At 46.0% G+C, this 23806-nt stretch carries 23 protein-coding genes and 1 riboswitch; of the genes, 17 read left to right on the top strand and 6 right to left on the bottom strand.

The genetic code is table 11. The features are described from left to right. Positions 1-2: 2 nt before the first annotated feature. From ACN9MT_RS15580 to ACN9MT_RS15545, 8 genes are all read left to right on the top strand, one after another. Entirely contained in the window at positions 3-839 is an 837-nt protein-coding gene (locus ACN9MT_RS15580) for a two-component system regulatory protein YycI (RefSeq protein ID WP_035411749.1), read from the top strand. A gap of 10 nt (positions 840-849) precedes the next feature. Further along, on the top strand, positions 850-1641 hold the full coding sequence (locus ACN9MT_RS15575) for an MBL fold metallo-hydrolase (RefSeq protein ID WP_290753792.1): 792 nt from the start codon (positions 850-852) through the stop codon (positions 1639-1641). A 106-nt stretch (positions 1642-1747) separates the two neighbouring features. Next, on the top strand, positions 1748-3037 hold the full coding sequence (locus tag ACN9MT_RS15570; protein WP_290753789.1) for a S1C family serine protease: 1290 nt from the start codon (positions 1748-1750) through the stop codon (positions 3035-3037). A gap of 145 nt (positions 3038-3182) precedes the next feature. Beyond that, on the top strand, positions 3183-3344 hold the full coding sequence (locus ACN9MT_RS15565; protein ID WP_426272564.1) for a CxxH/CxxC protein: 162 nt from the start codon (positions 3183-3185) through the stop codon (positions 3342-3344). A 72-nt stretch (positions 3345-3416) separates the two neighbouring features. After that, complete coding sequence (gene rlmH, locus ACN9MT_RS15560; protein WP_023469837.1) at positions 3417-3896, top strand: 23S rRNA (pseudouridine(1915)-N(3))-methyltransferase RlmH; 480 nt, start codon at positions 3417-3419, stop codon at positions 3894-3896. Positions 3897-3954: 58 nt separating this feature from the next. After that, the gene (locus ACN9MT_RS15555) at positions 3955-4911 is read left to right on the top strand and encodes a DUF6414 family protein (protein WP_426272563.1); all 957 of its coding nucleotides are present in this window, start codon (positions 3955-3957) and stop codon (positions 4909-4911) included. Between the two features lie 74 nt (positions 4912-4985). Next, on the top strand, positions 4986-6536 hold the full coding sequence (gene dgt, locus ACN9MT_RS15550; RefSeq protein WP_426272562.1) for a dGTP triphosphohydrolase: 1551 nt from the start codon (positions 4986-4988) through the stop codon (positions 6534-6536). Positions 6537-6582: 46 nt separating this feature from the next. Continuing rightward, the gene (locus tag ACN9MT_RS15545) at positions 6583-7290 is read left to right on the top strand and encodes a hypothetical protein (RefSeq protein ID WP_426272561.1); all 708 of its coding nucleotides are present in this window, start codon (positions 6583-6585) and stop codon (positions 7288-7290) included. A 74-nt stretch (positions 7291-7364) separates the two neighbouring features. On the opposite strand, the gene ACN9MT_RS15540 is transcribed toward ACN9MT_RS15545, so the two are convergent. Together ACN9MT_RS15540 and ACN9MT_RS15535 are read right to left on the bottom strand one after the other, a co-directional pair. Then, entirely contained in the window at positions 7365-7604 is a 240-nt protein-coding gene (locus tag ACN9MT_RS15540) for a hypothetical protein (RefSeq protein ID WP_290788190.1), read from the bottom strand. A gap of 15 nt (positions 7605-7619) precedes the next feature. Continuing rightward, complete coding sequence (locus tag ACN9MT_RS15535; RefSeq protein WP_426273530.1) at positions 7620-8240, bottom strand: HNH endonuclease family protein; 621 nt, start codon at positions 8238-8240, stop codon at positions 7620-7622. A 192-nt stretch (positions 8241-8432) separates the two neighbouring features. Here ACN9MT_RS15535 and ACN9MT_RS15530 point away from each other — a divergent pair, with 192 nt between their 5' ends. From ACN9MT_RS15530 to ACN9MT_RS15510, 5 genes are all read left to right on the top strand, one after another. Then, a complete protein-coding gene (locus tag ACN9MT_RS15530; RefSeq protein WP_290753772.1) occupies positions 8433-8630 on the top strand; it encodes a hypothetical protein in 198 nt (65 codons plus the stop codon). Positions 8631-8712: 82 nt separating this feature from the next. After that, the gene (locus ACN9MT_RS15525; RefSeq protein ID WP_426272560.1) at positions 8713-9900 is read left to right on the top strand and encodes a DUF4317 domain-containing protein; all 1188 of its coding nucleotides are present in this window, start codon (positions 8713-8715) and stop codon (positions 9898-9900) included. A gap of 176 nt (positions 9901-10076) precedes the next feature. Next, a complete protein-coding gene (locus tag ACN9MT_RS15520) occupies positions 10077-11147 on the top strand; it encodes an alpha/beta hydrolase (protein WP_426272559.1) in 1071 nt (356 codons plus the stop codon). A 25-nt stretch (positions 11148-11172) separates the two neighbouring features. After that, a complete protein-coding gene (locus ACN9MT_RS15515; RefSeq protein WP_426272558.1) occupies positions 11173-13932 on the top strand; it encodes a glycoside hydrolase family 3 protein in 2760 nt (919 codons plus the stop codon). Positions 13933-13963: 31 nt separating this feature from the next. Then, positions 13964-14476 (top strand): SF0329 family protein, encoded by a 513-nt coding sequence (locus ACN9MT_RS15510; RefSeq protein WP_426272557.1) that lies wholly within the window; start codon positions 13964-13966, stop codon positions 14474-14476. 45 nt (positions 14477-14521) lie between these two features. Here the strand turns inward: ACN9MT_RS15510 and ACN9MT_RS15505 are convergent, their stop codons facing one another. Next, positions 14522-15517: a tRNA dihydrouridine synthase gene (locus tag ACN9MT_RS15505; RefSeq protein ID WP_029343007.1), complete on the bottom strand. Its 996-nt coding sequence runs from the start codon at positions 15515-15517 to the stop codon at positions 14522-14524. Between the two features lie 107 nt (positions 15518-15624). Next, on the bottom strand, positions 15625-17232 hold the full coding sequence (locus ACN9MT_RS15500; protein ID WP_426272556.1) for an FMN-binding glutamate synthase family protein: 1608 nt from the start codon (positions 17230-17232) through the stop codon (positions 15625-15627). Positions 17233-17384: 152 nt separating this feature from the next. Here ACN9MT_RS15500 and ACN9MT_RS15495 point away from each other — a divergent pair, with 152 nt between their 5' ends. The 3 genes from ACN9MT_RS15495 (at position 17385) to ACN9MT_RS15485 (ending at position 19652) form a co-directional block, all read left to right on the top strand. Further along, positions 17385-17879, top strand: a complete 495-nt coding sequence (locus ACN9MT_RS15495; protein WP_426272555.1) for an LURP-one-related/scramblase family protein — start codon at positions 17385-17387, stop codon at positions 17877-17879. A gap of 18 nt (positions 17880-17897) precedes the next feature. After that, a complete protein-coding gene (locus ACN9MT_RS15490; RefSeq protein ID WP_375092289.1) occupies positions 17898-18419 on the top strand; it encodes an NUDIX hydrolase in 522 nt (173 codons plus the stop codon). 258 nt (positions 18420-18677) lie between these two features. Then, positions 18678-19652: a PD-(D/E)XK nuclease family protein gene (locus tag ACN9MT_RS15485; RefSeq protein ID WP_290753750.1), complete on the top strand. Its 975-nt coding sequence runs from the start codon at positions 18678-18680 to the stop codon at positions 19650-19652. Here the strand turns inward: ACN9MT_RS15485 and ACN9MT_RS15480 are convergent. Then, on the bottom strand, positions 19644-20183 hold the full coding sequence (locus ACN9MT_RS15480) for a histidine phosphatase family protein (RefSeq protein ID WP_426272554.1): 540 nt from the start codon (positions 20181-20183) through the stop codon (positions 19644-19646). The two genes, ACN9MT_RS15485 and ACN9MT_RS15480, sit on opposite strands and share 9 nt — an antisense overlap. Positions 20184-20392: 209 nt before the next feature. Beyond that, positions 20393-20470: riboswitch (glycine riboswitch) on the top strand. Positions 20471-20630: 160 nt separating this feature from the next. On the opposite strand from ACN9MT_RS15480, the gene ACN9MT_RS15475 reads away from it, so the two are divergent. After that, positions 20631-21998 carry an amino acid permease gene (locus tag ACN9MT_RS15475; protein WP_290753740.1) on the top strand — a complete coding sequence of 456 codons (1368 nt, stop codon included), beginning with the start codon at positions 20631-20633 and terminating at the stop codon, positions 21996-21998. Between the two features lie 40 nt (positions 21999-22038). On the opposite strand, the gene ACN9MT_RS15470 is transcribed toward ACN9MT_RS15475, so the two are convergent. After that, the gene (locus ACN9MT_RS15470) at positions 22039-23568 is read right to left on the bottom strand and encodes a cryptochrome/photolyase family protein (RefSeq protein ID WP_426272553.1); all 1530 of its coding nucleotides are present in this window, start codon (positions 23566-23568) and stop codon (positions 22039-22041) included. Between the last annotated feature and the right edge of the window lie 238 nt (positions 23569-23806).

Below are 23806 nucleotides of genomic sequence, written 5' to 3'. Positions count from 1 at the left end.
GAATGGACTGGAGTAAAGCGAAGACCTTATTGATGCTGACCTTTTTGATCCTGAACGTCTACCTTGCCATTCAATTGATGGACCGGATGGTCGAGCCGCGGATCGTCGCGACGAGTGCGACCGGGAAGTCGATCTTGAAGGATCGTCACATCGATGAGAAGAAACTGCAACCGGTCACGCGAGACATTGGTTATTTGACGGCTGAAGTCGATGCGCGGACGCTGGCACCACTTGCGAGTTCACCGATTCAAGATGCAGTCGCCTCCGTCAAGAATGATGTCGAGTGGTCGGTCCGGTTGACGAAACCGTATCGACTCGAAACGAAGACGATGCGGGATTCCGCTTCATCGTTCGTTCAAGCGTCCGTTCGGTATGGTGCCGAATATACATTTTGGAAGTATGATAGTAAGTATCAGGAGATGACATTCGTTCAGACGTATAAGGGACAGCCGCTCTATTCGACACCACAGCAGTCGCGTGAGGACGATGCGATGATCGGACCGTCCCTGCTCGTCTTGCAACTCAACGATGCGAAGGAAATCGTCAGCTACAAACAACGCCACTTGAACAAGGTCGTCCGGCAAGCACAGGACGTGACGTTGTTATCGGCAAGTGAAGCGATCGTCCAGTTGTCGGAGCAAGGTTTGTTCCCGGCATCGAAACGGTTGACGAGTCATAAGCTCGGATATTTCTGTCTCGTCACGGAAGGCACGGAATCCGTTCAAATCCTGCCGCCGACGTGGCAAATCGAGCTCGACAACGAGGAAGTCTACTTCGTCAATGCGATTGACGGCGGTGTCCAGACCGTCGAACGATTGGATACAGTCTCAGAGAAATGAGGAATGCACGATGAGCCTACACTACAGCGTCATGGCCAGTGGCTCGACGGGGAACGCCCTCTATATCGAAAGTGAACAGACTCGTTTGCTCGTCGACGCGGGACTGACCGGCAAGGCGATGCTCGCCTTGTTCGACCAGATCGACCGGTCGCCGCAGGGTATCGACGGTCTGTTCGTCACCCATGAGCACTCCGACCATATCAAAGGCGTCGGCATCATGGCACGCAAGTACAACATCCCGCTCTATGCCAATGAAAAGACATGGGCGGCGATGGAAGCGAAGATTGGTAAGATCGATCCGGCGCTGAAGTTCCTCTGGGAAGTCGGAGAGGTCAAGCAGTTCGGTGACATCGAGGTCGAATCGTTCAACGTCAGTCACGATGCAGCGGATCCGATGTTCTTCCAGTTCGCGCATGAAGGAAAACGATTGGCACACATCACCGATACCGGATACGTCTCGGACCGGATGAAAGGTGTCATTCGGGGCGCCGATGCCTATATCTTCGAAGCGAACCACGATATCGGTATGCTCCAGATGGGACATTATCCGTGGAGCGTCAAGCGGCGGATCCTCGGCGACTACGGACACGTCTCGAATGAGGACGCTGCGATCGCGATGAGCGAGGTCCTTGACGACCGGACGAAACGGATCCACATGGCCCATTTGAGCAAGGATAACAACATGAAAGAACTCGCCCGGATGAGTGTCTCCCAGACGCTCGCGAGCCGTGACGTCGATCTGAGTAAGATTCAGCTTCTCGACACGGATCCGGTCATTCCGACGCCGCTCCTGAAGCTTTGATTATGGGAAATTACTGAATATGCTCAAAAGACCCCCACATTTGGCTCACTTGCCACGTGATGGGGGTATACTTGTGTAAAGAGAGTCATAAAGGAGGCGTATGTCGATGGATCGACCGGAAGAACCACGGAACGAATTCGAACGATACGAACAGTCATCCGATGAGAGCGGCTTCCCGCCCCGTCAGCCGGCAACGAGCGAACCGGTCAGCCCTTATCGTGAACCATATGAAGAACAACCAGAACCGCCGCGTCGTCGCGGTGCCGGAAAAGCCTTTTTCGTCGGTCTGATCGGTGGAATCGTCGGAGCCTTGTTGATTGCCCTCATCGCGTGGCCGTTCGTCCGTGATGAGATGACGAGTCCGACTCCGGTCTCGTCGACGGCAACGGAACAGACCGCGACACAGACGACAGAGGATGAAGCCGACATCGTCGGTGCGGTCGGTAAGACGAAGGAAGCCGTCGTGAGCGTAACGAACCTTCAGAGCTCGTTTCAAGGAACCGATCAGGAAACGGGTGCAGGGTCCGGCGTCATCTATAAAAAAGACGGCAATAAAGCCTACGTCGTCACGAACTACCATGTCGTTGAAGGGGCAAGTCGCTTGTCTGTCACGTTATCCGACGGAACAGCACTCGAGGCAAAAGTCCTCGGCGAAGATCCGACGTACGATTTAGCGGTCCTGTCGATTGATTCATCGAAAGTGACACAAGTCGCAAAACTGGGGGATTCGGATACGTTACGTGCCGGTGAAACGGTGCTTGCGATCGGAAACCCACTCGGAATCTTCGCGAACTCCGTCACACGCGGTGTCATCAGTGCGCAGGAACGGACGGTTCCAGTTGATACGAACAAGGATGGACAGCAAGACTTCAATACGGAAGTCATCCAAACCGATGCAGCGATCAACCCGGGGAACTCGGGTGGAGCGCTCATCAATACAGCCGGTCAATTGATCGGGATCAACTCGATGAAGATTGCGGAAGCAAGTGTCGAAGGAGTCGGATTTGCGATTCCAATCAACGAAGCGTTACCAATCATGCGTGATCTCGAGCAAAACGGTGAAGTCGTTCGTCCACAGCTCGGTATTCAGATCCGTGACGTGCAGGAATTCCCAAGCGGATACCGCGAAGATCGGTTGAAATTGCCGAATGATGTCACGAAAGGAATCGTCGTCGTCGGTCTGACTCGTAATAGCGGAGCCGAAAAAGCGGGAATGAAGGCGAACGATGTCATCGTTGAGATTAACGGAAAAGCAATCGCATCGTTCGCTGATCTGAAAAGTGTTCTCTACCGGGATGCAAAAGTTGGCGAAACGGTCAAAGTCACGTTCTATCGTGGCGGTGAAAAACAGACAGCAGATGTGAAGTTGTCGGCTCAGTCACCAACTGTTCAATAAGGTATAACTTGAAAAACCATCCGCAGGTCCGACCTGTGGATGGTTTTTTTGAGTGAGGAAACCTGCGGCTTTTCCGGTCAGGAAGGTTGATATTTGTTATACTGGAAGCGGATAAATGTGGATAAGTGAAAGGAGGAGACCACCTGTGGATAAGTACGTTTGTTTAGAACATGTCGAGCTCGCACTCGACGAAATCGTAGATGAAACAGAACAATACCCGATTCTCGATCAGCTAAATCCAGAAAAAAACATCACCTGTGAATACTGTGATGCACGGGCAACATATCTTGTGTCAAGCAAAAAATAAATATCAACATGTGGATTTGTGGATAACTCTGTGGATAACTCCTGAATTTTCTGTCAGAAAGCGAGAAATAAGATGCAAATTACCATCATTACGGTCGGAAAGCTAAAAGAGAAGTATTTGAAGCAAGGCATCGCCGAATATACGAAGCGTCTCGGCGCCTACTGTTCGATCCAAGAAATCGAGGTCGCGGACGAAAAGGCACCGGAGCAGTTGAGTGAAGCGGAGATGGCGCAAGTAAAGAAAAAAGAGGGCGAACGGATTTTAGCGAAGATTGGACCGGACGTTCATGTCCTTGCACTTGCTATTGAAGGAAAACAACGGACGAGTGAACAGTTCGCAAAAGAACTCGATCAACTCGCGACATACGGCAAGAGCAAGATTGCTTTCGTCATTGGTGGATCACTCGGTCTTGCACCAGAAGTGATGCAGCGTGCGAACGATACAATCTCCTTCTCAAAGATGACATTTCCGCATCAATTGATGAAGATGATCCTTTGTGAACAGATTTATCGGGCGTACCGGATTAATCGGAATGAGCCGTATCATAAATAAAAGTTATTTGACCATTACTGCTTCAATTTATTAAAAATGATAATTGGAGATGATTTTTTTGAAAGAAATTATTTATTTAGATACAGACAAAATTAATTCTATGCTTGCTCAATTAGACGAAGGACTTATTAGTAATTTTTCAATGGAAATGAGCGGTCAAGAAACTAAAACTAACTCGAACCAAATCTCCAAAGGAAAGAATTCAGGAATGTCTGCAAATATTAAAGTAGATACTGGTTTATTTCCGGGAGGTAGCTTAGGAGCAGGAGCTTCATTTGGAAATAATGGAAGTGAAAATGAAATTTTCACTAAAACAATCTTAGAAGGACAAAAAGATATTTTAAATAAAGCTTTTCATGATTATGCATTAGAATTATTAATTGAAAAGTTAGAAACTAAAAAATTATTCTCTGATGGTGAAAAATTTGAAGAGGGTGATTTGTATATCGAGAAATCAACATTTCGTTTTTATGATTTCAATTTATTAAGAGATTCTATGGACTTAGAATCAATGAATAAATTCATGCGCTCAGAAATTGAAGACTTAGATATGAGTTATAATCAAGCGAAAAATTTATTAAAAAAAATTAATTTAAATGCTAAAGAAAGAGAAAAAATAGATGCAGCAAAATTAATTGTAAGTACTACTGAAAATACGCAACCAATTTTGGGCATTTTTAAGCAAATTAATACTTTGGGCACTTTAGCATCTAAGTTATTAAAAGATTTAACAATTATAAAATCAAATAATATGATTGGGTTATTGAAAAAAGAATATTTAAGAGAATCGACTGAATCGCTCTCATTTCGTACTGATCACAGTAGAGAAGTCAAAATGCTGATTCAAGTTATTGGAAAAAAGGATACAATATTTAATGGTTATAATATGGGAACTTTATCAGTAAATAGCTTAGATTTGATACCAAATATGATGTTAGATATCTTATTAGGTTCATTTGAAATACTTGAAGTAGGTGATTTATTGGTTACTCCTATAGCAGTATATTATGAGTAAATATCAAAAATTTTTAGTATAGTCAAAAAAGTGATAAATTAAAAATGATAAAATTGTAAAAGGAGAAATTAAATATGGAAAAAATGGATTGGAATAATTTACTTAACGAAAAAAGACGTAGAGATAGCGAGAGAAACACAGAACAGAATGAATTTGAAAAAGATGAATTACCTTCTGATCATAGAAATGAGTTTGAGCGAGATTACGACCGAATTATGAGTTCATCTTCGTTAAGACGTCTACAGGATAAAGCCCAAGTATTCCCTCTACAAACGAGTGATTTTATTCGAACACGATTAACTCACTCAATGGAAGTTTCAGCTATTGCAAGATCATTTGGCGTATGGCTTGATGATTGGTTATTAGAAATTGAAGAAATTGAGGAAAAAGATTTAGGTAAAATACCCTCTATTTTAGCTACAGCAGGATTAGTTCACGATATAGGTAACCCGCCATATGGACATTATGGAGAAGACGTAATAAAAAAGTGGTTTAAAAAATACTTTGAAGATGAAGAAAAAAAATTAGATTTAGATGAAAATCAGAAGAATGATTTTATTCATTTTGATGGTAATGCTCAAGGACTTAGAATATTGACTCAGTTACAAGTATTAAATGATAAATATGGAATTAATTTTACATATGCTACTTTATCGGTTTTATTAAAATATCCATTTGATTCTTCAAATAAATATTCTAAAGAAAAAAAGAAATTCGGTTATTTTCAACATGATAAAAATATAGGGTTGGATATTATTAATCAAACCACAAAAATGCAAGGAAAAAGAAATCCGTTAACTTATTTTTTAGAAGCGGCTGATGATATTGCATATCTTGGAGCTGATATTGAAGATGGAGTAAAAAAGAAATTAATACCTTGGGAATCAGTATTTAATAAACTTATTAGCAGTGAACAAGAAGATGATAAAACTATAGATTTATACAAAGATATTAATGAAAAGAATTTGTATAAAACAGTCTATACAGCTTACAAAATGGATATTGATAAACTTCATCAAAAGCATAATCAAGCAAAAAAAGACGGATTCCCAGATTACTTACTAACAAGTGTTCAAAATTTCAAAGCATGGGCTCAGGGTCAAATGATAAAAGAGGTTAAAAATGTTTTTATAAAAGATTATAATGTAATAATACAGGGAAACTTTAATATTAAAGACCCAAATGCTGAAGATTCTAATATTGAATATCTTGATAAGGATTTTATCTCCGAAACTGAAAATGCAAAAAATCTAGATGTTTTATTACGAAGCTTATTAAAAGATTATGTTTTTTGTAGTAGAGAAGTGCTTTCTTTAGAATTAGTAGGTGATTCTGTATTATCAGATTTATTGAATATGTTTATTAAAGAATGTATAACTGAAATAGACTGTAATTTTGAAACAGACTCAAGATCAAAAGCAGGTAAACTATTCAAAATGATTTCTGAAAACTTTGTATTTATTCACTTAATGAATGATAAATTCCCAAAAAAGAAGACTAAAAAGAAATTAAATGACTTATCTTTGTATGAGAAATTGTTATTGATTACAGACTTTATTTCAGGAATGACAGATTCGTACGCTCTAGATTTGCATCAAAAATTAAAAGGTGTTAAGATGCCCTGAACAATAGATGGATTGGTCCTATGACAAAAATGAAAGGGGAAACATCATGAAAAAAAAATTAGATTCAAAAGAATATAATATAAAAAAAGATTTTTATGATGTTTTGTCAAAGTACCCTCAAGTCGAGGACTTATTCAATTATTTAGAAGCAAAAAGTAATATTCTACTTTTTGGTGGAAGTGTTAGAGATTATGATGAAAATAGATTTAGTATAATACCTCGTGATTTTGATGTGGTAATTGATAATTTAGATGAGAATTTAGAAGAAATTATTTTAAAGTTTGATTTAGTTCCTCAAAAAAATAAATTTGATGGCTACAAAATTAGAATGAATAACTTGAAAATTGATATTTGGAAAATTCAAGATACATGGGCATTTAAACACAATAAAGTAGTGTATAATTCAAAAAAAGATTTAAATAAGACGGTTTTTTTGAATATAGATAGTATTTTTTATGATTTAAATGAAGATAAATTAATTGATGAAAGATTTATTGATAAAGAAGAATTTAATACGATTGATATTGTACTACCCTCTAATCCGTATCCAGAACTAAATTTAATGAGAGCTTTTAGATTTAAATATAAATATAAGTTAACCTTTTCGAATAGACTCAATGAGTATTTGATGAATTGGATGAAAAATTTTGATAATGAGTATGAAGCAATAAATAATTTAAGAAAAACAGAACTAAATCGTTATAATAAGTCAATTATTGATTGGGATAAAGAACTACAAAAGTTTATAAATTAATCAATATTAATACTATATTTTCAACATAATGAAAACAGACGCCGCCCACTAACTTGGACAGCGTCTGTTTTTCATTATGTTCGCTCTAGTACATTGACGAGCATCTGATGGATGACGTCATGATCCCGAACGTCATGGACACGATAACTTCCGGGTAACGTATAGACGTCTATCGCTCCGACATAAGCAATCTTCAGTTCCAACGTTCCATCCTCCTGACAGGTCGTCCGGAGTTCGAGTTCACCGCTGATGACACCGACTTCTTGCGTCATCACGCCATGCATGGCGGTAAAGGTAGAGGTTTTCGTTTCCATCGAATCGACTCCTTTTTAGTATGTACATGTGTTCAACATCGTTTGTAAGGCTGTTTTTTCACTCGACTGTAAGCTGAGGTTCCAGCGGCTCTTCGTATTGATCCACATTTTTGAGTAAGCACAGCTCGCACCTGCCCGTGTCGGCTTCCATGTCGACGGATCCTGGTCCCCTTTTGAACGGTTCGAGCTTGCGGAGACAGCGATCAATTGCGGACCTGTCAAATCGTTTGCGAATGCTTGACGTGTCGTCGTCGTCCAGCTGCTTGCTCCTGAGCGCCATGCTTCGGCAAGCGGTACGACGTGATCGATGTCGAGGTCAGATGGATTCGTGAATGTCAGTCCGTCATAGTAACTATACCAAGAACCGGATGTGACGGGGCACGATCCGACATATGAATCAGCGTCACGTTTTAAGACGACTTGTCGTGTATCACAGCCGCCTCCTTGACTGCTCCAGTGCGGGAACAAATCACGCGAATAACCAGTCATGTTGCCTTCTGTTTTAACAGTCAAGGCATCGAGTTGAGACTGGGCCGTCGCTTTCGACGAGATACCCGACGGTAATGCGGAAACAGACGTCGTATCGAATTGGAAAGCGGTCAGGCAGACGAGCGTAGTGATGACGATGGACTTGATGGCTTTGAACACGTGTCATTCCTCCTATGTATGAGACGAGATGATGTGAAGACACCCTTCACAATTTTTAGTATGGCATCACTTATTTAGGAAAAAATAAATATCGTGTAAATGTTATTAAAATTAAACTTTTGTCATTATATACAAGAGTCTGATGTTAGGATTTAGGTGGAGAAGAAAGGAGACTACATCATGAACGAACGAATCAGAGGATGGTTGATCGTGTTCGGCGTATTTTTAGTCGTAAGTGGCGCGTTGACGGAAGCGCAACGTTATTTCAACACAAAAGAACTAGATAATTGCATCGCGCAAGCTCGCGCTGCCCACCAGGAATATGAATATGAGATCGTTAATCCTGTCACACGCGCGTATTCGTTCCGTGCACATTGATTTTCTAAAAGATGTCGGGTCATCTCGCATATGGTACGCTTTTCAGGAAGCAGGATTTTAATGATTCGAGGAGCTGGTATGCATGAATAAAAAAGACATCGCCGACATCCGTCGTCACTTCAAGATGGATGCCGATTTACTAAAAATCCATGAAATCTACAACGTCTATATCCGAAAAGAGACGAGCGAAATCTATCATGAGGAAGCCCGACCATTTCCATTGCTTGATCCGGAACATCAGGAGCTGTTCCTTGCGAACTTCAAGAAAGTATTAGGTGGAAAACTCGACGTCAAGCTGTTCGAGGTCAAGTTCACGCATCCAGAAGAAGGAGAGACGGGCCATACACAACAGCTCCTTTATGAAGGACTGTATGCGGAAGAGCCGGAGGACTGGGTTGAACAGATGCAGACGATGGCGTTGAAGATGGTCCAAGACGTTCAGTACGAGAATGACCTCGTCGTCACGTTCATTCGCGGTCAATACTATAAAACGACGAAGCGCCAAGCGGACGAGACAGAGATCGATCCGAATGACGACGTCTATACGACGCCGTTCATCCTCGGTAGCCTTAACTTGACGGAGCTACCAAAACAATCACTCGTCTTTGATTTCGTTGAACGGGAATTCAAGTCGAACTTGTTCATCAATCCGGTCATCAAACTGGCGTCGCCGATCGGTGGATTCCTCTTCCCGACCTTCACCGACAATGCGGCAGACGTCAATCATGTCTTGTATGCGGCGGGCAAGCCGAATAAACCGGATTTCGGCTTCCTTGAAAATGTCTTGAACGGTCAACCGATCGTCACGGCAGATGAGGATAAAGCTATCTTCGAGGAAATCGTCAAATCGGTCGTTGGTGAATCGATGGATACGAAGACGTTAGCCGGTGTCTATGAAAACATCAATCAGTTGATTGTCGTCGAAGAGGATCAAGATGAGGAAGAAGTGCCAATGCTCGACGTTCAGGAAGTCGAACGTGTCCTCAAGGCAAGCGGTGTCGAAGACGTCAGCACGGAACAGGTCGAACGGGCGTTCAAGACGGTCGTTGACGATCCGACATACGAGATGAAAGCGAGTAACATCGTCCCGAACTATGAAGCGAAATCGATTAAAATCAATACGAAGGTCGCAAACATCGCGATCAGTCCGCAAGACTTGAAGTACGTCAAACAAGTCAACTATCAAGGGAAACGCTGCCTGTTGATCGAGGTCGAGGAAGACACGGTCATCGATGGATTTACAATCGTTTCACAAGAACAATTACGATGAGGACCAGCGCAGGCGACTGCGCTGATTTTTTTAGGTGAAACATTTGCTTCTCCTGTCAAAGACAGGTATATTGTGATGTAAGCGGTCTCTTTTTTGGAAAAGAGGCATTCGAAATTTTTTTAGCGGTTATCGAAAGCGCTTTCGATAACGGTTTAACCAGAAAGGAAGCGATCCATTTGTCTACCGCCTCGATGCAAGATTTACTGCGGACGTTACGAAATCGTTCATCTATCCATCAAGACGGACTCGAAATCGTCGATAAGCCGATTCCTGACGTCTCGACTCCGGGAACACTCGATCCGCGTGTCCGTGAGGTCGTCCTCACGCAGCGTCCATCGGTCTCGATTCCAGAAGGGGCGTCGCCAGTCGAACTGGCACGTGCCGGCATGGGGTGGGACAACGAAGACGTGACGACTCGGCAAATCTCAACGGATGTCCTCGCGATCCCAAGACCCGATACCACGATTGAAGCACGGCTGTATCGTCCGGAAGCGGCGCGTCCGCTCCCGCTCGTCGTCTATTTCCATGGCGGTGGTTTTTTCGGTGGCACGCTCGAGACGGTCGAGAACCCCTGTAAGGCATTAGCCGATAAAGGGAACGTCGCCGTCTTGTCGGTCGGTTATCGATTGGCGCCAGAGCATCCGTTTCCGACAGGGCTTGAAGATTGTCATGCAGCGATCGATTGGGCAGTCGAACACGCTGATCGACTTGGGATTGATCCAGGCGCAATCGCGGTTGCAGGTGATAGTGCCGGTGGGAACTTAGCGACGGTCTGTTGTTTGCTCGACCGCGAGCGTCCGACGCCGTATATCCGCTATCAAGTCTTGTATTATCCAGTCGTCAATGTCGGGGAACATCCGAATCCGGAATATGACTGGACGCTTGAAGCGTATGATCGACAAACGGAATCGCAGTTACTCGAAAGGATCATTCTCTCACTTCAAGATGAAGAAGGTATCCTCGAGCAATGGTACGTTCAAGCAAGTGATTCGACGGATCGACGAATCTCACCGTTGTTCGCGACGCTCGACGATCTACCAGAGGCACTCGTCATTACGGGAGAGTTTGATTACTTACGTCTTGAAGGGGAAGCGTATGCGAAAAAGCTGGCGCGCGCCGGCGTCAAAACCCGCTATCTCCAGTACCGGGGGATGGAACATGCTTTTCTTGATAAACTCGGTCTGTATCCGCAAGCCGAAGACAGCTTAGACGAAATCGCGAAGGACTTAAAACGACTCTTTTCTTAAACTAACTAACAAAGGTGGATGACGCATGACATACACACTCGATTGGCAAGCCTATACAAAACTCGCACGACAAACCGTCGCGGAAGGGGCGGTCCTCTTACACAATGATGGTGTGCTCCCGTTGCAACCTGCATCGACGGTCGCTGTCTTCGGACGTAATCAGTTCAACTACTATAAAAGTGGTACAGGATCAGGCGGAATGGTCAACGTTACGAACGTCGTCAGTCCGCTCGATATGCTACGCGAAGACGTGACGCTGAATGCAGACGTCCTCAAGGCGTACGAGACATGGCTTGAAGACCATCCGTTTGACCAAGGTGAAGGCTGGGCAGCCGAACCGTGGTCGCAAGAAGAGATGCCGCTTGACGCGACACTCGTTCAGCAAGCAGCGCTTGACTCCGATGTTGCCTTGATCATGATTGGTCGTACGGCTGGGGAAGACCGCGACAATACAGCGGATCCAGGGAGTTATTTTTTAACGGAGACGGAACAGGAGATGCTCCGACTCGTGACGACACACTTCAAACAGACCGTCGTCGTCTTGAACGTCGGGAATATCATCGATATGCGCTGGGTCGAAGAGACGACGCCAAGTGCTGCCCTCTACGCGTGGCAAGGAGGAATGGAAGGCGGAACTGGACTGAGTGATCTTTTGCTCGGCCGCGTCTCGCCGTCTGGAAAACTACCGGATACGATCGTTCGTTCACTCGATGATTATCCGTCGACACCATACTTCGGTCATGCTGATCGCGCGTTGTATCAAGAAGACATCTATGTCGGGTACCGTTACTTCGAGACGTTCGCACCGGAAGCGGTCTTGTATCCGTTCGGGTACGGATTATCGTACACGTCGTTCGACCTGACGACAGACGTGACGACGTCAGCTGATGCTTGGACGGTGACGGCGACGGTGACGAATACCGGTCAGACGAGCGGGAAGGAAGTCGTACAAGGTTATCTCGAGAAACCACAAGGACAACTTGGAAACCCGACGCGTCAACTCGTTACGTTCGGCAAGACAAAAGAACTCGCACCAGGCGAGCAAGAATCTCTCACACTCGTCGTACCGTTCGCCTCGTTCGCGAGTTATGACGATAGTGGCGTTACCGGGCATAAGTCGTCTTATGTCGTCGAACCTGGCACGTATCAGCTCTATCTCGGAACGGACGTCCGGTCGGCGGTTCCAGTCGCAAGCCATTCTGTCGAGACGCTTGACGTCACGGACGTCTTAACGGAGAACATGGCACCGGTGACGGCGTTTGAACGCATCAAACCGCAAGCGACCGAAACGGGATATACGGTGACGTATGAAGCAACACCACTGCGGACGATCGATCCGGAACAGCGCCGTCAACAAGAGCGTCCTGTTGAACGAACGCAGACGGAAGATGCCGGTTGGAAGTTACGCGACGTCAAAGAAGAGCGTGTCACGCTTGAGACGTTCCTCGATCAATTGACGGATGCGGATCTCGCGGCAATCGTCCGGGGCGAAGGGATGAACTCACCGCGCGTCACACCGGGAACGGCGGGAGCTTTTGGTGGCGTGACGGCAGAACTCGAAGCACTCGGCATTCCAGCAGGCTGCTGCGCGGATGGTCCGTCCGGAATCCGGATGGACATCGGGACGAAAGCCTTCTCGTTACCGAACGGAACATTGCTTGCCTCGACGTTCAACACAACATTGATTGCCGATCTATTTGAGATGACAGGTCTTGAGTTACGGAAGAACGAGATTGATACGTTGCTTGGACCCGGGATGAACCTCCACCGTCATCCACTCAACGGACGGAACTTCGAGTATTTCTCGGAAGATTCGTATCTGACTGGAAAAATGGCCGTGGCACAGCTCGACGGGATGCACCGGGTTGGTGTGACGGGAACGTTGAAGCACTTCAGTGCCAACAACCAAGAGTTCCACCGGCATGATCTGGATTCGATCGTGTCTGAACGGGCGTTACGTGAGTTGTACTTGAAAGGGTTCGAGATGGCAGTTAAGGAAGGGAAAGCATACTCGATCATGACGACGTACGGTGCCGTCAATGGCATCTGGACTGCCGGCTTATACGATCAGAACACACGCATCTTGCGCGATGAGTGGGGCTTTGACGGAATCGTCATGACCGACTGGTGGGCGAAAATCAACGCCGAAGGAACGGAAGCAAACCGGCAGCAAACGGCGACGATGGTCCGTTCGCAAAACGATCTCTATATGGTCGTCGGCGAACCGGGAACGAATCCGTTCGAGGATGATACATTGACGGCTCTCGCAGACGGAACACTTCGACGCTCCGAGTTATTGCGGAGTGCGGCGAACATCTGTCAGTTTCTACTGCGGTCACCGGTCATGGATCGTGTGATCGGAACGGCGTCACCCGTCGAGGTCCTCGGGGCACCGGTTGAAGAAGAGGCACTCGAAGATCAAGCTGTCTCGCACCAGCGTCTCGTCAGTGGTAATGCGTTCTCGTTAACGGATGTTGCGACGACGACGGGCAGTAGTCACGTCTTCGCTGTCACAGCAGAAGAGACAGGGATGTATCAGGTCACGTTGACGGCATGTTCGAATGCCGGCGAACTGGCGCAAATGCCGGTGACATTGTTTGCGAATAACATGCCGGTCGCGACGTTCACCTTCAACGGAACGAACGGCGAGTGGGTCAGCCAGACGAAGGACGTCTTCGTCTTCAACCCGCACAATTATTTAAAACTCTACTTTGCACTCGGTGGTCTGGAGTTAAAAGAGTTGACGTTCACGCTTGCGGAATCGTTTCATATGAAGAACGGCTAATCACATTAGCCGGACGGAAAGGACGGATCGCTTGCAGTTTTCCATCATCAAAAAGCGGGTCGAGCAACTGCTCGCCCCGTCGTTACAAGGACGAATCGCTTTTCGCGCAACTGTCTACCGGATTCAAGATAACCCCAGTCGTGTCTGGATGACGTTTGACGGAGAAGAGATTCTTGGAGCAGACGATTTTCGCTTCGAACGGGAAGTCGATCGGCGTTACGCGTTACGGGCTGCACAGTTACCGGAAAAACCAGACGGAGCGCTATGGCAGTCCGACTGGTTGGAACAGTCGCATGCGTTATCGGCTGAGATCGAACGACAAGTCAAACAAGACGGGTATCTAGAGAACTATGAGATGCAACAAGATTTGTTAGAGTATCCGAATCTTGCGTTTGAACAAGCACTCGTTCATCCACATCCTTTCATCCGTGGTATCGCACGGCTCGATCGGCGACTCGGCAAACGACGTTTCCTATCGCTGACGCATCAGTCTGACTTTGAACAATGGTGTGCAGATACGCGGCAAACCGTCGAACGCTGGTGACACGAAAAAGCACGCTTCCTCAAGCCGAGGAGGCGTGCTTTGCTGTTAGATTGAAAACGAGTTGACCTCGTGAATGCCTTCTTCTTCAACGAAGGCGTCGAGTAAAGCACGGACTTCGTCCGTTGAGTTCGTCTCCATCAATTTGACCCGAAGTTCACTCGCGCCGCGGAATCCGCGGACGTAAATCTTGAAGAACCGACGTAATGGCTTGAAGAGACGTGGCTCGAATTGAGCCGAGTAATGATCGTGTAGATCGAGTTGTAGACGTAACAAATCGAGTAATTCTTGGCTAGAATGTTCTTTTTTCTCGACTTCGAACGCAAACGGGTTGTGGAAGATCCCGCGACCGATCATGACGCCGTCGACACCGTATTTCTCAACGAGTTCCAGACCGTGTTGGCGATCGTTGATATCCCCATTGATCGTCAGTAACGTCTGTGGTGCGATCTCATCACGTAACTTCTTGATTTCCGGAATCAATTCGAAGTGTGCTGGAACGGCACTCATCTCTTTACGTGTCCGGAGGTGAATCGAGAGGTTCGCGATATCTTGCTCGAGGATGTGGCGCAACCAATCGTGCCACTCTTCGACCTTCGTATAGCCGAGACGCGTTTTGACGCTGACTGGGAGACCGCCCGCTTTTGCCGCTTGGATCAGTTCAGCCGCCACTTCCGGACGATTGATCAAGCCAGAGCCTTTTCCATTAACGGCAACGTTATGGACGGGACAGCCCATGTTGATGTCGATCCCGCTAAAGCCCATCTCTGCCATACCGATACTCATTTCGCGGAAATATTCCGGTTTGTCGCCCCAAATGTGAGCGACCATGGGTTGTTCATCTTCCGTGAACTCGAGACGTCCGCGGACGCTCTGCTTGCCTTTCGGATGACAATAGCTTTCTGTATTCGTGAATTCCGTGAAGAAGACGTCCGGACGCGCCGCTTTTGCGACGACGTGGCGGAAGACAACATCAGTGACGTCTTCCATCGGTGCTAAGACGAAAAATGGTCGTGGTAAGTCCTGCCAAAAGTTCTTTTTCATAGTATATTAAACCCTTTCCTTAAGGTAATGCACATGTGTGGTTAAAGAATTTCATCAACTATACACTTTAAGCGCTCTCGTTAAAAAGTGCAAGTGAGTGCTATTCGTTACCGTGAGGAAAGAGATTGGTGTACCATATGCTGCTTCATCCAGTTCGGACCCGGAATCAGGTGTCCGGCTTCGTCCTTATAGATGACGTGTTCTGGGCGAAGTTCCGTCGGTGAGACGAGTCCTGCTGCCGCTGTCAGGTTATAAAGTCCTTCTCGTAACGAGATGATGTAGTTCGTCACGCGGAAACTTTTTTCGTCGACGATCAGCGCCTTCTGCAGTTTCGGATCAGTCGTCGCGACGCCGACTGGACAGTGATTCGTATGACAGACTTGGGCTTGAATACAGCCGACATTAAACATTAAACCACGCGCGATGTTGACGAAGTCAGCGCCGAGGGCGAGAGCGATCGCAATCTTATCAGCACTGATCAGCTTACCAGATGCGAACACTTTGACCTTGTCGCGTAAACCGGCTTCTGTCAAAAGTTGATGGACGAACGGTAATGCGGAAAAGAGTGGTAGGCCGGCAGCATCCGCAAGTTCTTGGAACGTCGCGCCTGTCCCTCCTTCGCCACCGTCGACCGTCATGAAGTCTGGATGACGACCGGATTCTTTCATATGAGCAATCAACTGACGCATGTCTTCAAGATTACCGACGACGACTTTGATCCCGACTGGTTTTCCGCCAATCTCACGTAGACGTTCGACCCAGTCGAGCATCGTCTCTGGTGTCGTGAATTCGTTAAACCGGTTCGGACTATCGATGCCGACACCGACTTTGACCTTCCGGACAGCGGCAATCTCTTCCGTGACCTTTGCGCCTTCTAAATGTCCACCACGCGTTTTAGCCCCTTGGGCAAGTTTGAGTTCGAAGGCTTTGACTTGCGTTAACTCACTTTTTTTCTGAAACTCGTCGAACGAAAAGTCGCCGTCCTCCGTCCGGACACCGAACAGACCGGGACCAATCTGACAGATGATGTCGACGTCACCTTTGAGATGAAAGTCGGATAGCCCGCCTTCACCAGTATTCATCCAGCTTCCTTTAGCGCGACCGAGTCCAATCGATAGAGCGGTGATGGCCCGGTCACCGAGTGCACCAAAACTCATCGCTGATTGACCGATCAGCCCTTGGATTTGATAAGGGTGCCGACACGTCGTCGCCCCGATGACTGGTGCATCCTCCACTTTCAAGAGATACGGTGAGATTTGCTTCGCAACAAGATGTTCTTTCCGCGTAAACAGTTCATCGCGATCAATTTGATAAATGTGCGTATCGACACGTTCTGATTGATCGATCCGTAATTCCTGTCGATTCGTTGGAAAGAGGGCATTTTGTACATAAAAACCAGCTTCTTCAAAATTACGTTCCGAGCCAAAACCAAGAATCCGACTTTGGTATTTGCCAGAAAGGACGGCTGTCTTGTATTCATTGCGGGAGAAGGGTTTGCCTTCGTTATTGTTGAGAAATAAGTATTGGCGGAGTTCCGGTCCCATGTTTTCGAGGATATAGCGCATCTTTCCGAGGACGGGGAAGTTGCGCAGGACCGCATGTTCTTGCTGGCGACGATCGGCGCGCCAGACGTGCCAAAGGAGGAGGGGTGGGACAAGGATGATCAACAGGGCGATGGCGAGTAAAATGAAGAGCACAATCGTATCGATAGACATCAAAATTCCTTCTTTCCCGTAGATTCGTGTTATGTAACTTGATACCACTGAAGCTTCTGTTACAAACTGCACCAACTGACTATTTCCAGATTTTGAATCTTTTCTGTCAGTAATGTCGTAAATAAGACTATACATTAAAGGAGGAGACCGGTATGCATACACTTTATATGAAACAAAAAGCCTTCAGTTTGCGTGGACGATTTGCGATTCAGGACGAAGAAGGACACGATGCGTATAACATTGAGGGTAGTTTTATGAAATTACCGAAGACCTTCACCGTAACGAACCGAAATGGAGAAGTCGTCGCTGAAATCGAGAAAAAAACGTTTAGTTTCCGTCCAGTCTTTTATGTCGAAGCAGTAGGACAATCGTTTGAAATCATCAAAGAGTTCACGTTCTTCAAAAACCGTTATACAATCAACTCGGATCAGTTCGAAGTCACAGGCGACTGGTGGGATGTCGATTTTGAAGTCCTGCAACAGGGACAACGGATTGGTCGCGTGCAGAAAAAGTGGATTTCTTGGACCGATCAGTACATGATCGAAGTCGAAGATGAAGCGATGGAAGAATTATTGATCGCCCTCGTCGTCGCGATTGATTGCGTCAAAGCGGAGGAAAGCTCGAATAACTCGTCTTTCATCAATTAAAAAGGGGAATGGTGCAAGATGGAACAGTGGGATGTATACACAGAAGATCGCAAGAAAACAGGACGGCTCTGGACACGGGGAACGCCACATACAGCCGGCGATTATCATATGACGATTCACGTCTGTGTCTTTAACGCCAAGGGAGAGATGCTCGTCCAACAACGGCAACCGTTCAAATCCGGTTGGCCGAACATGTGGGATCTGACGGTCGGGGGCAGTGCGATCAGCGGGGATACGAGTCAGATGGCAGCGCAACGGGAACTGTCGGAAGAGCTTGGACTCGATATTGATTTCACGGGTGTCCGCCCCCATCTGACGATTCCGTTTGAAATCGGTTTTGATGATTATTATCTCGTCGAACAAGAAGTGGATCTGACGACTTTGACACTGCAGGAAGAAGAAGTTCAGCGTGTCGCTTGGATGACAGAAGAAGCGATCGTCAATGGGATCGAAGAAGGCTGGTTCATCGGTTATCATGAATCATTGATTCGACTGTTATTTGCCCTTCGTCATAGCTATGGCGCACATAATGAAGTATAAAAACAAGCCCTTCCGATGATCCGGAAGGGCTTGTTGATTGATTGAGCAGATTTTTCGAAGTTTCGCTTCATACATAAATCAAAAACTACTTAATGTTTGTTATCAATTCGTTTAATATAAAGCCGTTTCGAAGGGAAGTAAATAGATAGTTCTTATGAAATCTATAAGTAAATTGAATGAGTAAAGTTAATTATTATTCTTCAATTAAATAATGATAGGAATTTAAATGGTTATATTGTATAAAAAGGAGGTATTCGTTTGAAACCTAATATTTTTGATTATGCTACCAGTGAGTTATCGCAAGATGCCTTTCTATGTTGGTTATTGAAATGGGCGGAAGAAGAAGCACGAAGTCAAGATCCACAACTCCATGCGATTGCGAATGTATTTGTTAAAGAAATTTTTGACCTTCATAACTGTCAATTAAACGAATTGATTCAAAGTGTATATATTAAAAGACAATTTAACAGTCTAGATATATTAGCGATCATCAATGAGACATATGCCATTATGATTGAGGACAAAGTATTTACAAGTCATCATTCAGATCAACTAAGTCGATATCTTAAAATGGTCCAAACTCACCCAGAAACCAAACATTTAAAGCCTATACCGATTTATTACAAAATCGTAGAACAAGGCGACTACTCCGGCGTTACAGGAGCAGGATATCAAGTATTTACGCGAGCGAAGATGATCGAAGTACTGAGCGGCTCTCATACTTCGACGACCAATGATATTTTGAATGATTATCTTCATTATCTCAAGCAGATCGACACCTCGATCGAATCGTATAAATCACTACCAATTACCGAATGGAATACCTTCTCTTGGCAAGGATTCTATAGAGATTTACAAAAAGAATTGAAGAACGGAAAATGGGGACGCGTTGTAAATGCACGTGGAGGATTTTGGGCATTCTGGTGGAAAGGAGACGATAGTCAACCGCACTATTGGCAGTTAGAAGAATCAATGTTAAAAGCAAAGGTAGAAGCTGCTGATAGTCAAAATATAAGAGAGTATCGGGATCAGTGCATGCAAGCATTGTTGAAGTATTCTCAAAAAAATGAGTTGAATTTAAGTCGACCAAAAAGTGTTCGTAGTGGAAAAACGATGACGATTGCACAACGCCCCGATTACATACAAGTCTTTGATGATCAAAAAATTAATTTTGAACAAACCGTATTAGAATTGAAGCGTTATGCATATTTTAGTCAGGCTCCGTTAATGTAGATCGATTGGTTGAAAGGATATTACATCATCTACTTGCGTCACCTTAAAAATATCCGGATTTTTAAGCTGTAAGCTTTCTTGGAATCCAAATGTTGGATCTATCGAATGCAAATATAAAGACAACAAATTCCCGTGTGTCACGAGAATGGATCCATCATGCTGTTGCAACGCTTCATCGACGACACGCGTGATACGCTCAGTTGCTATTCGGCTAGATTCACCACCAGGACACGTATAATCTGGATCGACGAACGTTTGTCGGAGATGATCCTGCCAATCGTCAAGTGGAACAGCACTTAACTGTCGTTCTTTCAAAGCATCCTCCCGTGTAATGGGAAGTTTCAGGGCAGTCGTAAGTGGTTGAATCGAATCGAGCGCACGACGATACGGACTCGAAATAAGGTGTGTAATCGGAAGCTCAAGTAACTGCGTGCACAGTCGTTGCGCCTGTTCTTCTCCACGAGGTGTTAATGGGGCATCAGGTGCCTGACCGGTCGTTTCACAGTGGCGAATCAAGTAAATCGTCGACATGAATGTTTCATCCTTTCGTGATCAAGTGGTGCTGTATGATTTCTGGAAAAGATGGTAAAGTCCTTTTCATAGATTGAAAAATGATTTTGAAAAAGGCGTTGACAAATGCTTTTAAGATTACTAGAATTAGAAACAATTCATCGATGCAGCGACGCATCGGATAATCAAATAAAGAGAAAGCTATGATTGTCATGGGTCACACTATGGCAGGAGCAGCTTCTGGAGAGACCGTGTCGACACGGCGCCGAAGGGTTCACAATCTCAGGCAAACGGACAGAAGAGTAATCACATGCAGCGACGGGCATTCATGGAATGTCATAGTGGTGTGTATGGGTTATTCCTTTGATTTTGTTGAGATTGGACATTCGTCCAGTCTCTTTTTTCTTTTTTCAGGACCGACAGAACGGTCTGAAGCGTAGAGAAACCATCATAAGGAGGAGTTCAGGTTTGGAACAGCAAGGATTAAAACGAGATTTATCGAATCGTCATGTACAGTTGATTGCCATTGGTGGAACGATCGGAACGGGTTTGTTTTTAGGATCAGGTAAAGCGATCCAACTCGCCGGACCATCGATCATTTTTGCCTACTTACTCGTCGGGATAGCGATCTTCTTCGTCATGCGGGCACTTGGGGAATTGTTATTGTCAAAAGCAGGTTATCAGTCACTTACGGATATCGCAGAAGATTATCTCGGACCACGTGCCGCATTCGTGACCGGTTGGACGTACTGGTTCTGTTGGATTATGACAGCGATGGCGGACATCATCGCCGTCGGTGTGTACGTCAAGTATTGGTTTGATATCCCGCAATGGATTCCAGCCGTTCTCGCGCTCTTGATTTTACTTGGCTTTAACTTATTGACCGTTAAATTGTTCGGTGAACTTGAGTTTTGGTTCGCCTTGATCAAGGTCGTGACGATCCTTGCCTTGATTGGTGTCGGGATCGTCCTGCTCGCAATCGGTTTTAAAACGGACGCAGGTCCCGTGACGGTCTCGAATCTCTGGTCGCATGGCGGATGGATGCCAAACGGGATTTCTGGATTCCTGCTATCGTTCCAAATGGTCGTCTTTGCCTATGTCGGCGTCGAGCTCGTTGGGGTATCCGCAGCGGAGACAGCGGATCCGAAGAAGAACATCCCGTCCGCGATCAATAAGATTCCGCTCCGGATTCTGTTCTTCTATGTCGGTGCCTTGCTGATTCTCTTGATGATCAACCCATGGACAGGATTAAGTGCAACAGAAAGTCCGTTCGTGAAGACGTTCAGTTTGATCGGGATTCCGCTCGCAGCAGGAATCATCAACTTCGTCGTACTGACATCCGCTGCTTCTGCATGTAACAGCGGAATGTTCTCGACTAGCCGGATTCTGTATAACCTGGGAAATCAACAGCAAGCGTCGAACAAGTTCTCGAAGTTGAACAAAAATCATGTTCCAGCAAACGCCTTGTTCGTCTCGACGATCGTCGTCTCAGTCGGTGCTTTGCTCAGTAAGCTGTTACCGGGACAAGCGTTCAGTATCGTCACGACGATCAGTGCAATCTGCTTCATCTGGGTCTGGGGTGTCATCCTCGTCTGTCATCTCCGGTACAAGAAACAAAATCCGGAATTACATGCAGCATCGACATTCAAAGCACCATTGACACCACTCGTCAATTACCTCGTGCTCGGATTGTTTGCCGTCATTCTCGTCGTTATGTTATTTGCTGACGATACACGTCCAGCCTTGTTGCTGACACCGGTCTGGTTCCTCGGACTATTTGGACTATATCACCTCCGGAAAAAGAAACAACAAGCAGCTAATCAAAAAAGTGCGTAAGCCAAAACAAGCCGGTCGGACCTAATCCGACCGGCTTGTTTCATGGTGTATCGAAAGCACCATCCTGTAGTTGTTTCCGAAGTGCTTTAGCTTTCTTTCGAATATCGCGTTTGCTGTCCGCATCGCGCTTTCCCCATTGCCGATACATCATCGACATCCGCTGATTATCAGCGAAGCGTTTTTCATGCCGATCGATGAAGTCCCAGTACAAGGCGTTGAACGGACAGGCATCCTCTCCAAGCATGTCCTTTTGATGAAACGGACATCCCTTGCAATAATCACTCATCTTATGGATGTAATTCGCCGAAGCGATGTACGGTTTAGTCGATAACGTTCCCCCGTCGGCATATAGCGCCATTCCGAGGACGTTCGGTAAAACGACCCAGTCGTAGGCATCGATGTACATCTCGTTAAACCAGTCTGCTGTCTGTTGCGGCGAGATCGCAAACAGATTGGCGAAGTTCCCGAGCACCATCAAGCGCTGGATGTGGTGATTATGGGCATGCTCGACGACAGGACGTAACGATTCAGCGACACAGTTCATGTTCGTCTTCCCGGTCCAGAAAAAGTCAGGTAAATCCGCTTCATGCCGTAGCACATTGACGGAAGCGTAGTCTGGCATCTCGGCCAGATAGACGGCACGCATGTATTCGCGCCAGCCGAGGATTTGGCGTATGAAACCTTCGACCGCATTGAGCGGAGCATCCTGTTCTTCAAGTGCTGCCTCGACTTGACGAATGACCTCTTCCGGTGTCAGTAAGCCGAGATTGATTACTGCTGACAGGAGCGAATGCGATAACGTATCTTCCCCGGTCAGCATGGCGTCTTGATACGTCCCGAACGTCTCAAGCCGCTCTTCGATGAAACGATGGAGAGCCTGCATCGCTTCCTTTCGCGTAACCGGCCAATGAAAGGAATCAAGTGCTCCTGGATGATCGGAAAAATCACGCTCGACCTTATCGATGACATCCCTTGTGATGTGGTCGGGACGAAACTGAACGGGATCCGGAAACGTCGTCCCGGACTTCGCCGGTTTCCGGTTATCGGCGTCAAACGACCACTTTCCACCGATCGGTTTAGAGCCGTTCATGAGAACGTTTCGTTCCTTGCGCAGTTTGCGATAAAACCGATCCATCTTGTATGGCTTGTCGCCGATTGCTTCGACCGCTTCTTCCTGTGTCAGTAAAAACAACGGCACGTCGGAACAAACCTCGACCGTGATTTTCTTCGGTAAAGCGTCTTGCCACTTATGCATCGCCTTGCGCATTGGTTCGTCCGTGATCGCTGTATAAAATACATGATCCGGATCATGATCTTTCCGGTGCGCCTGGAATGCCTGATCGAACGAATCGGCTTCCCGGTAATCGACAGTGAAGCCCTTCTCGCGCAGTTCTTCCGCAAAATGTCGCATCGCTGAGAAGACGAGGACGAGCTTTTGTTTATGGTACGTCTTCCACTTGGAGCGCGAGGTCGCTTCGACCATCAGGATGACGTCGTCTTGTTTGTTTGCTTCCTGTAATAAAGGGAGATCGTGATTCAATTGATTGCCGAATATCCAGCGTGTCGCCATGAGTGTTCCTCCTTTTACTTTCGTTATATGATTACCGTTTTTCGTCAAAGTCATGCCTGATTGTGTGCCGGCTGACGAACATCTTCTTATTCTGAATCATCGCTTTTACACATTTCTGAATGTAAAAGAAGTTCCTTTCTGTGCAAGCTATGATAGGGTTATAATGGAAAGGTAAGTTGTCGTCATGAGGGGGAAGTTTTTCATGACAGGTAGTCCATAATATCAACGGGGATAGGAA

Source organism: Exiguobacterium sp. R-17 (genome assembly GCF_049913315.1).
Lineage (GTDB): Bacteria > Bacillota > Bacilli > Exiguobacteriales > Exiguobacteriaceae > Exiguobacterium_A.
This window is presented reverse-complemented; position numbering and strand designations above follow the sequence as displayed.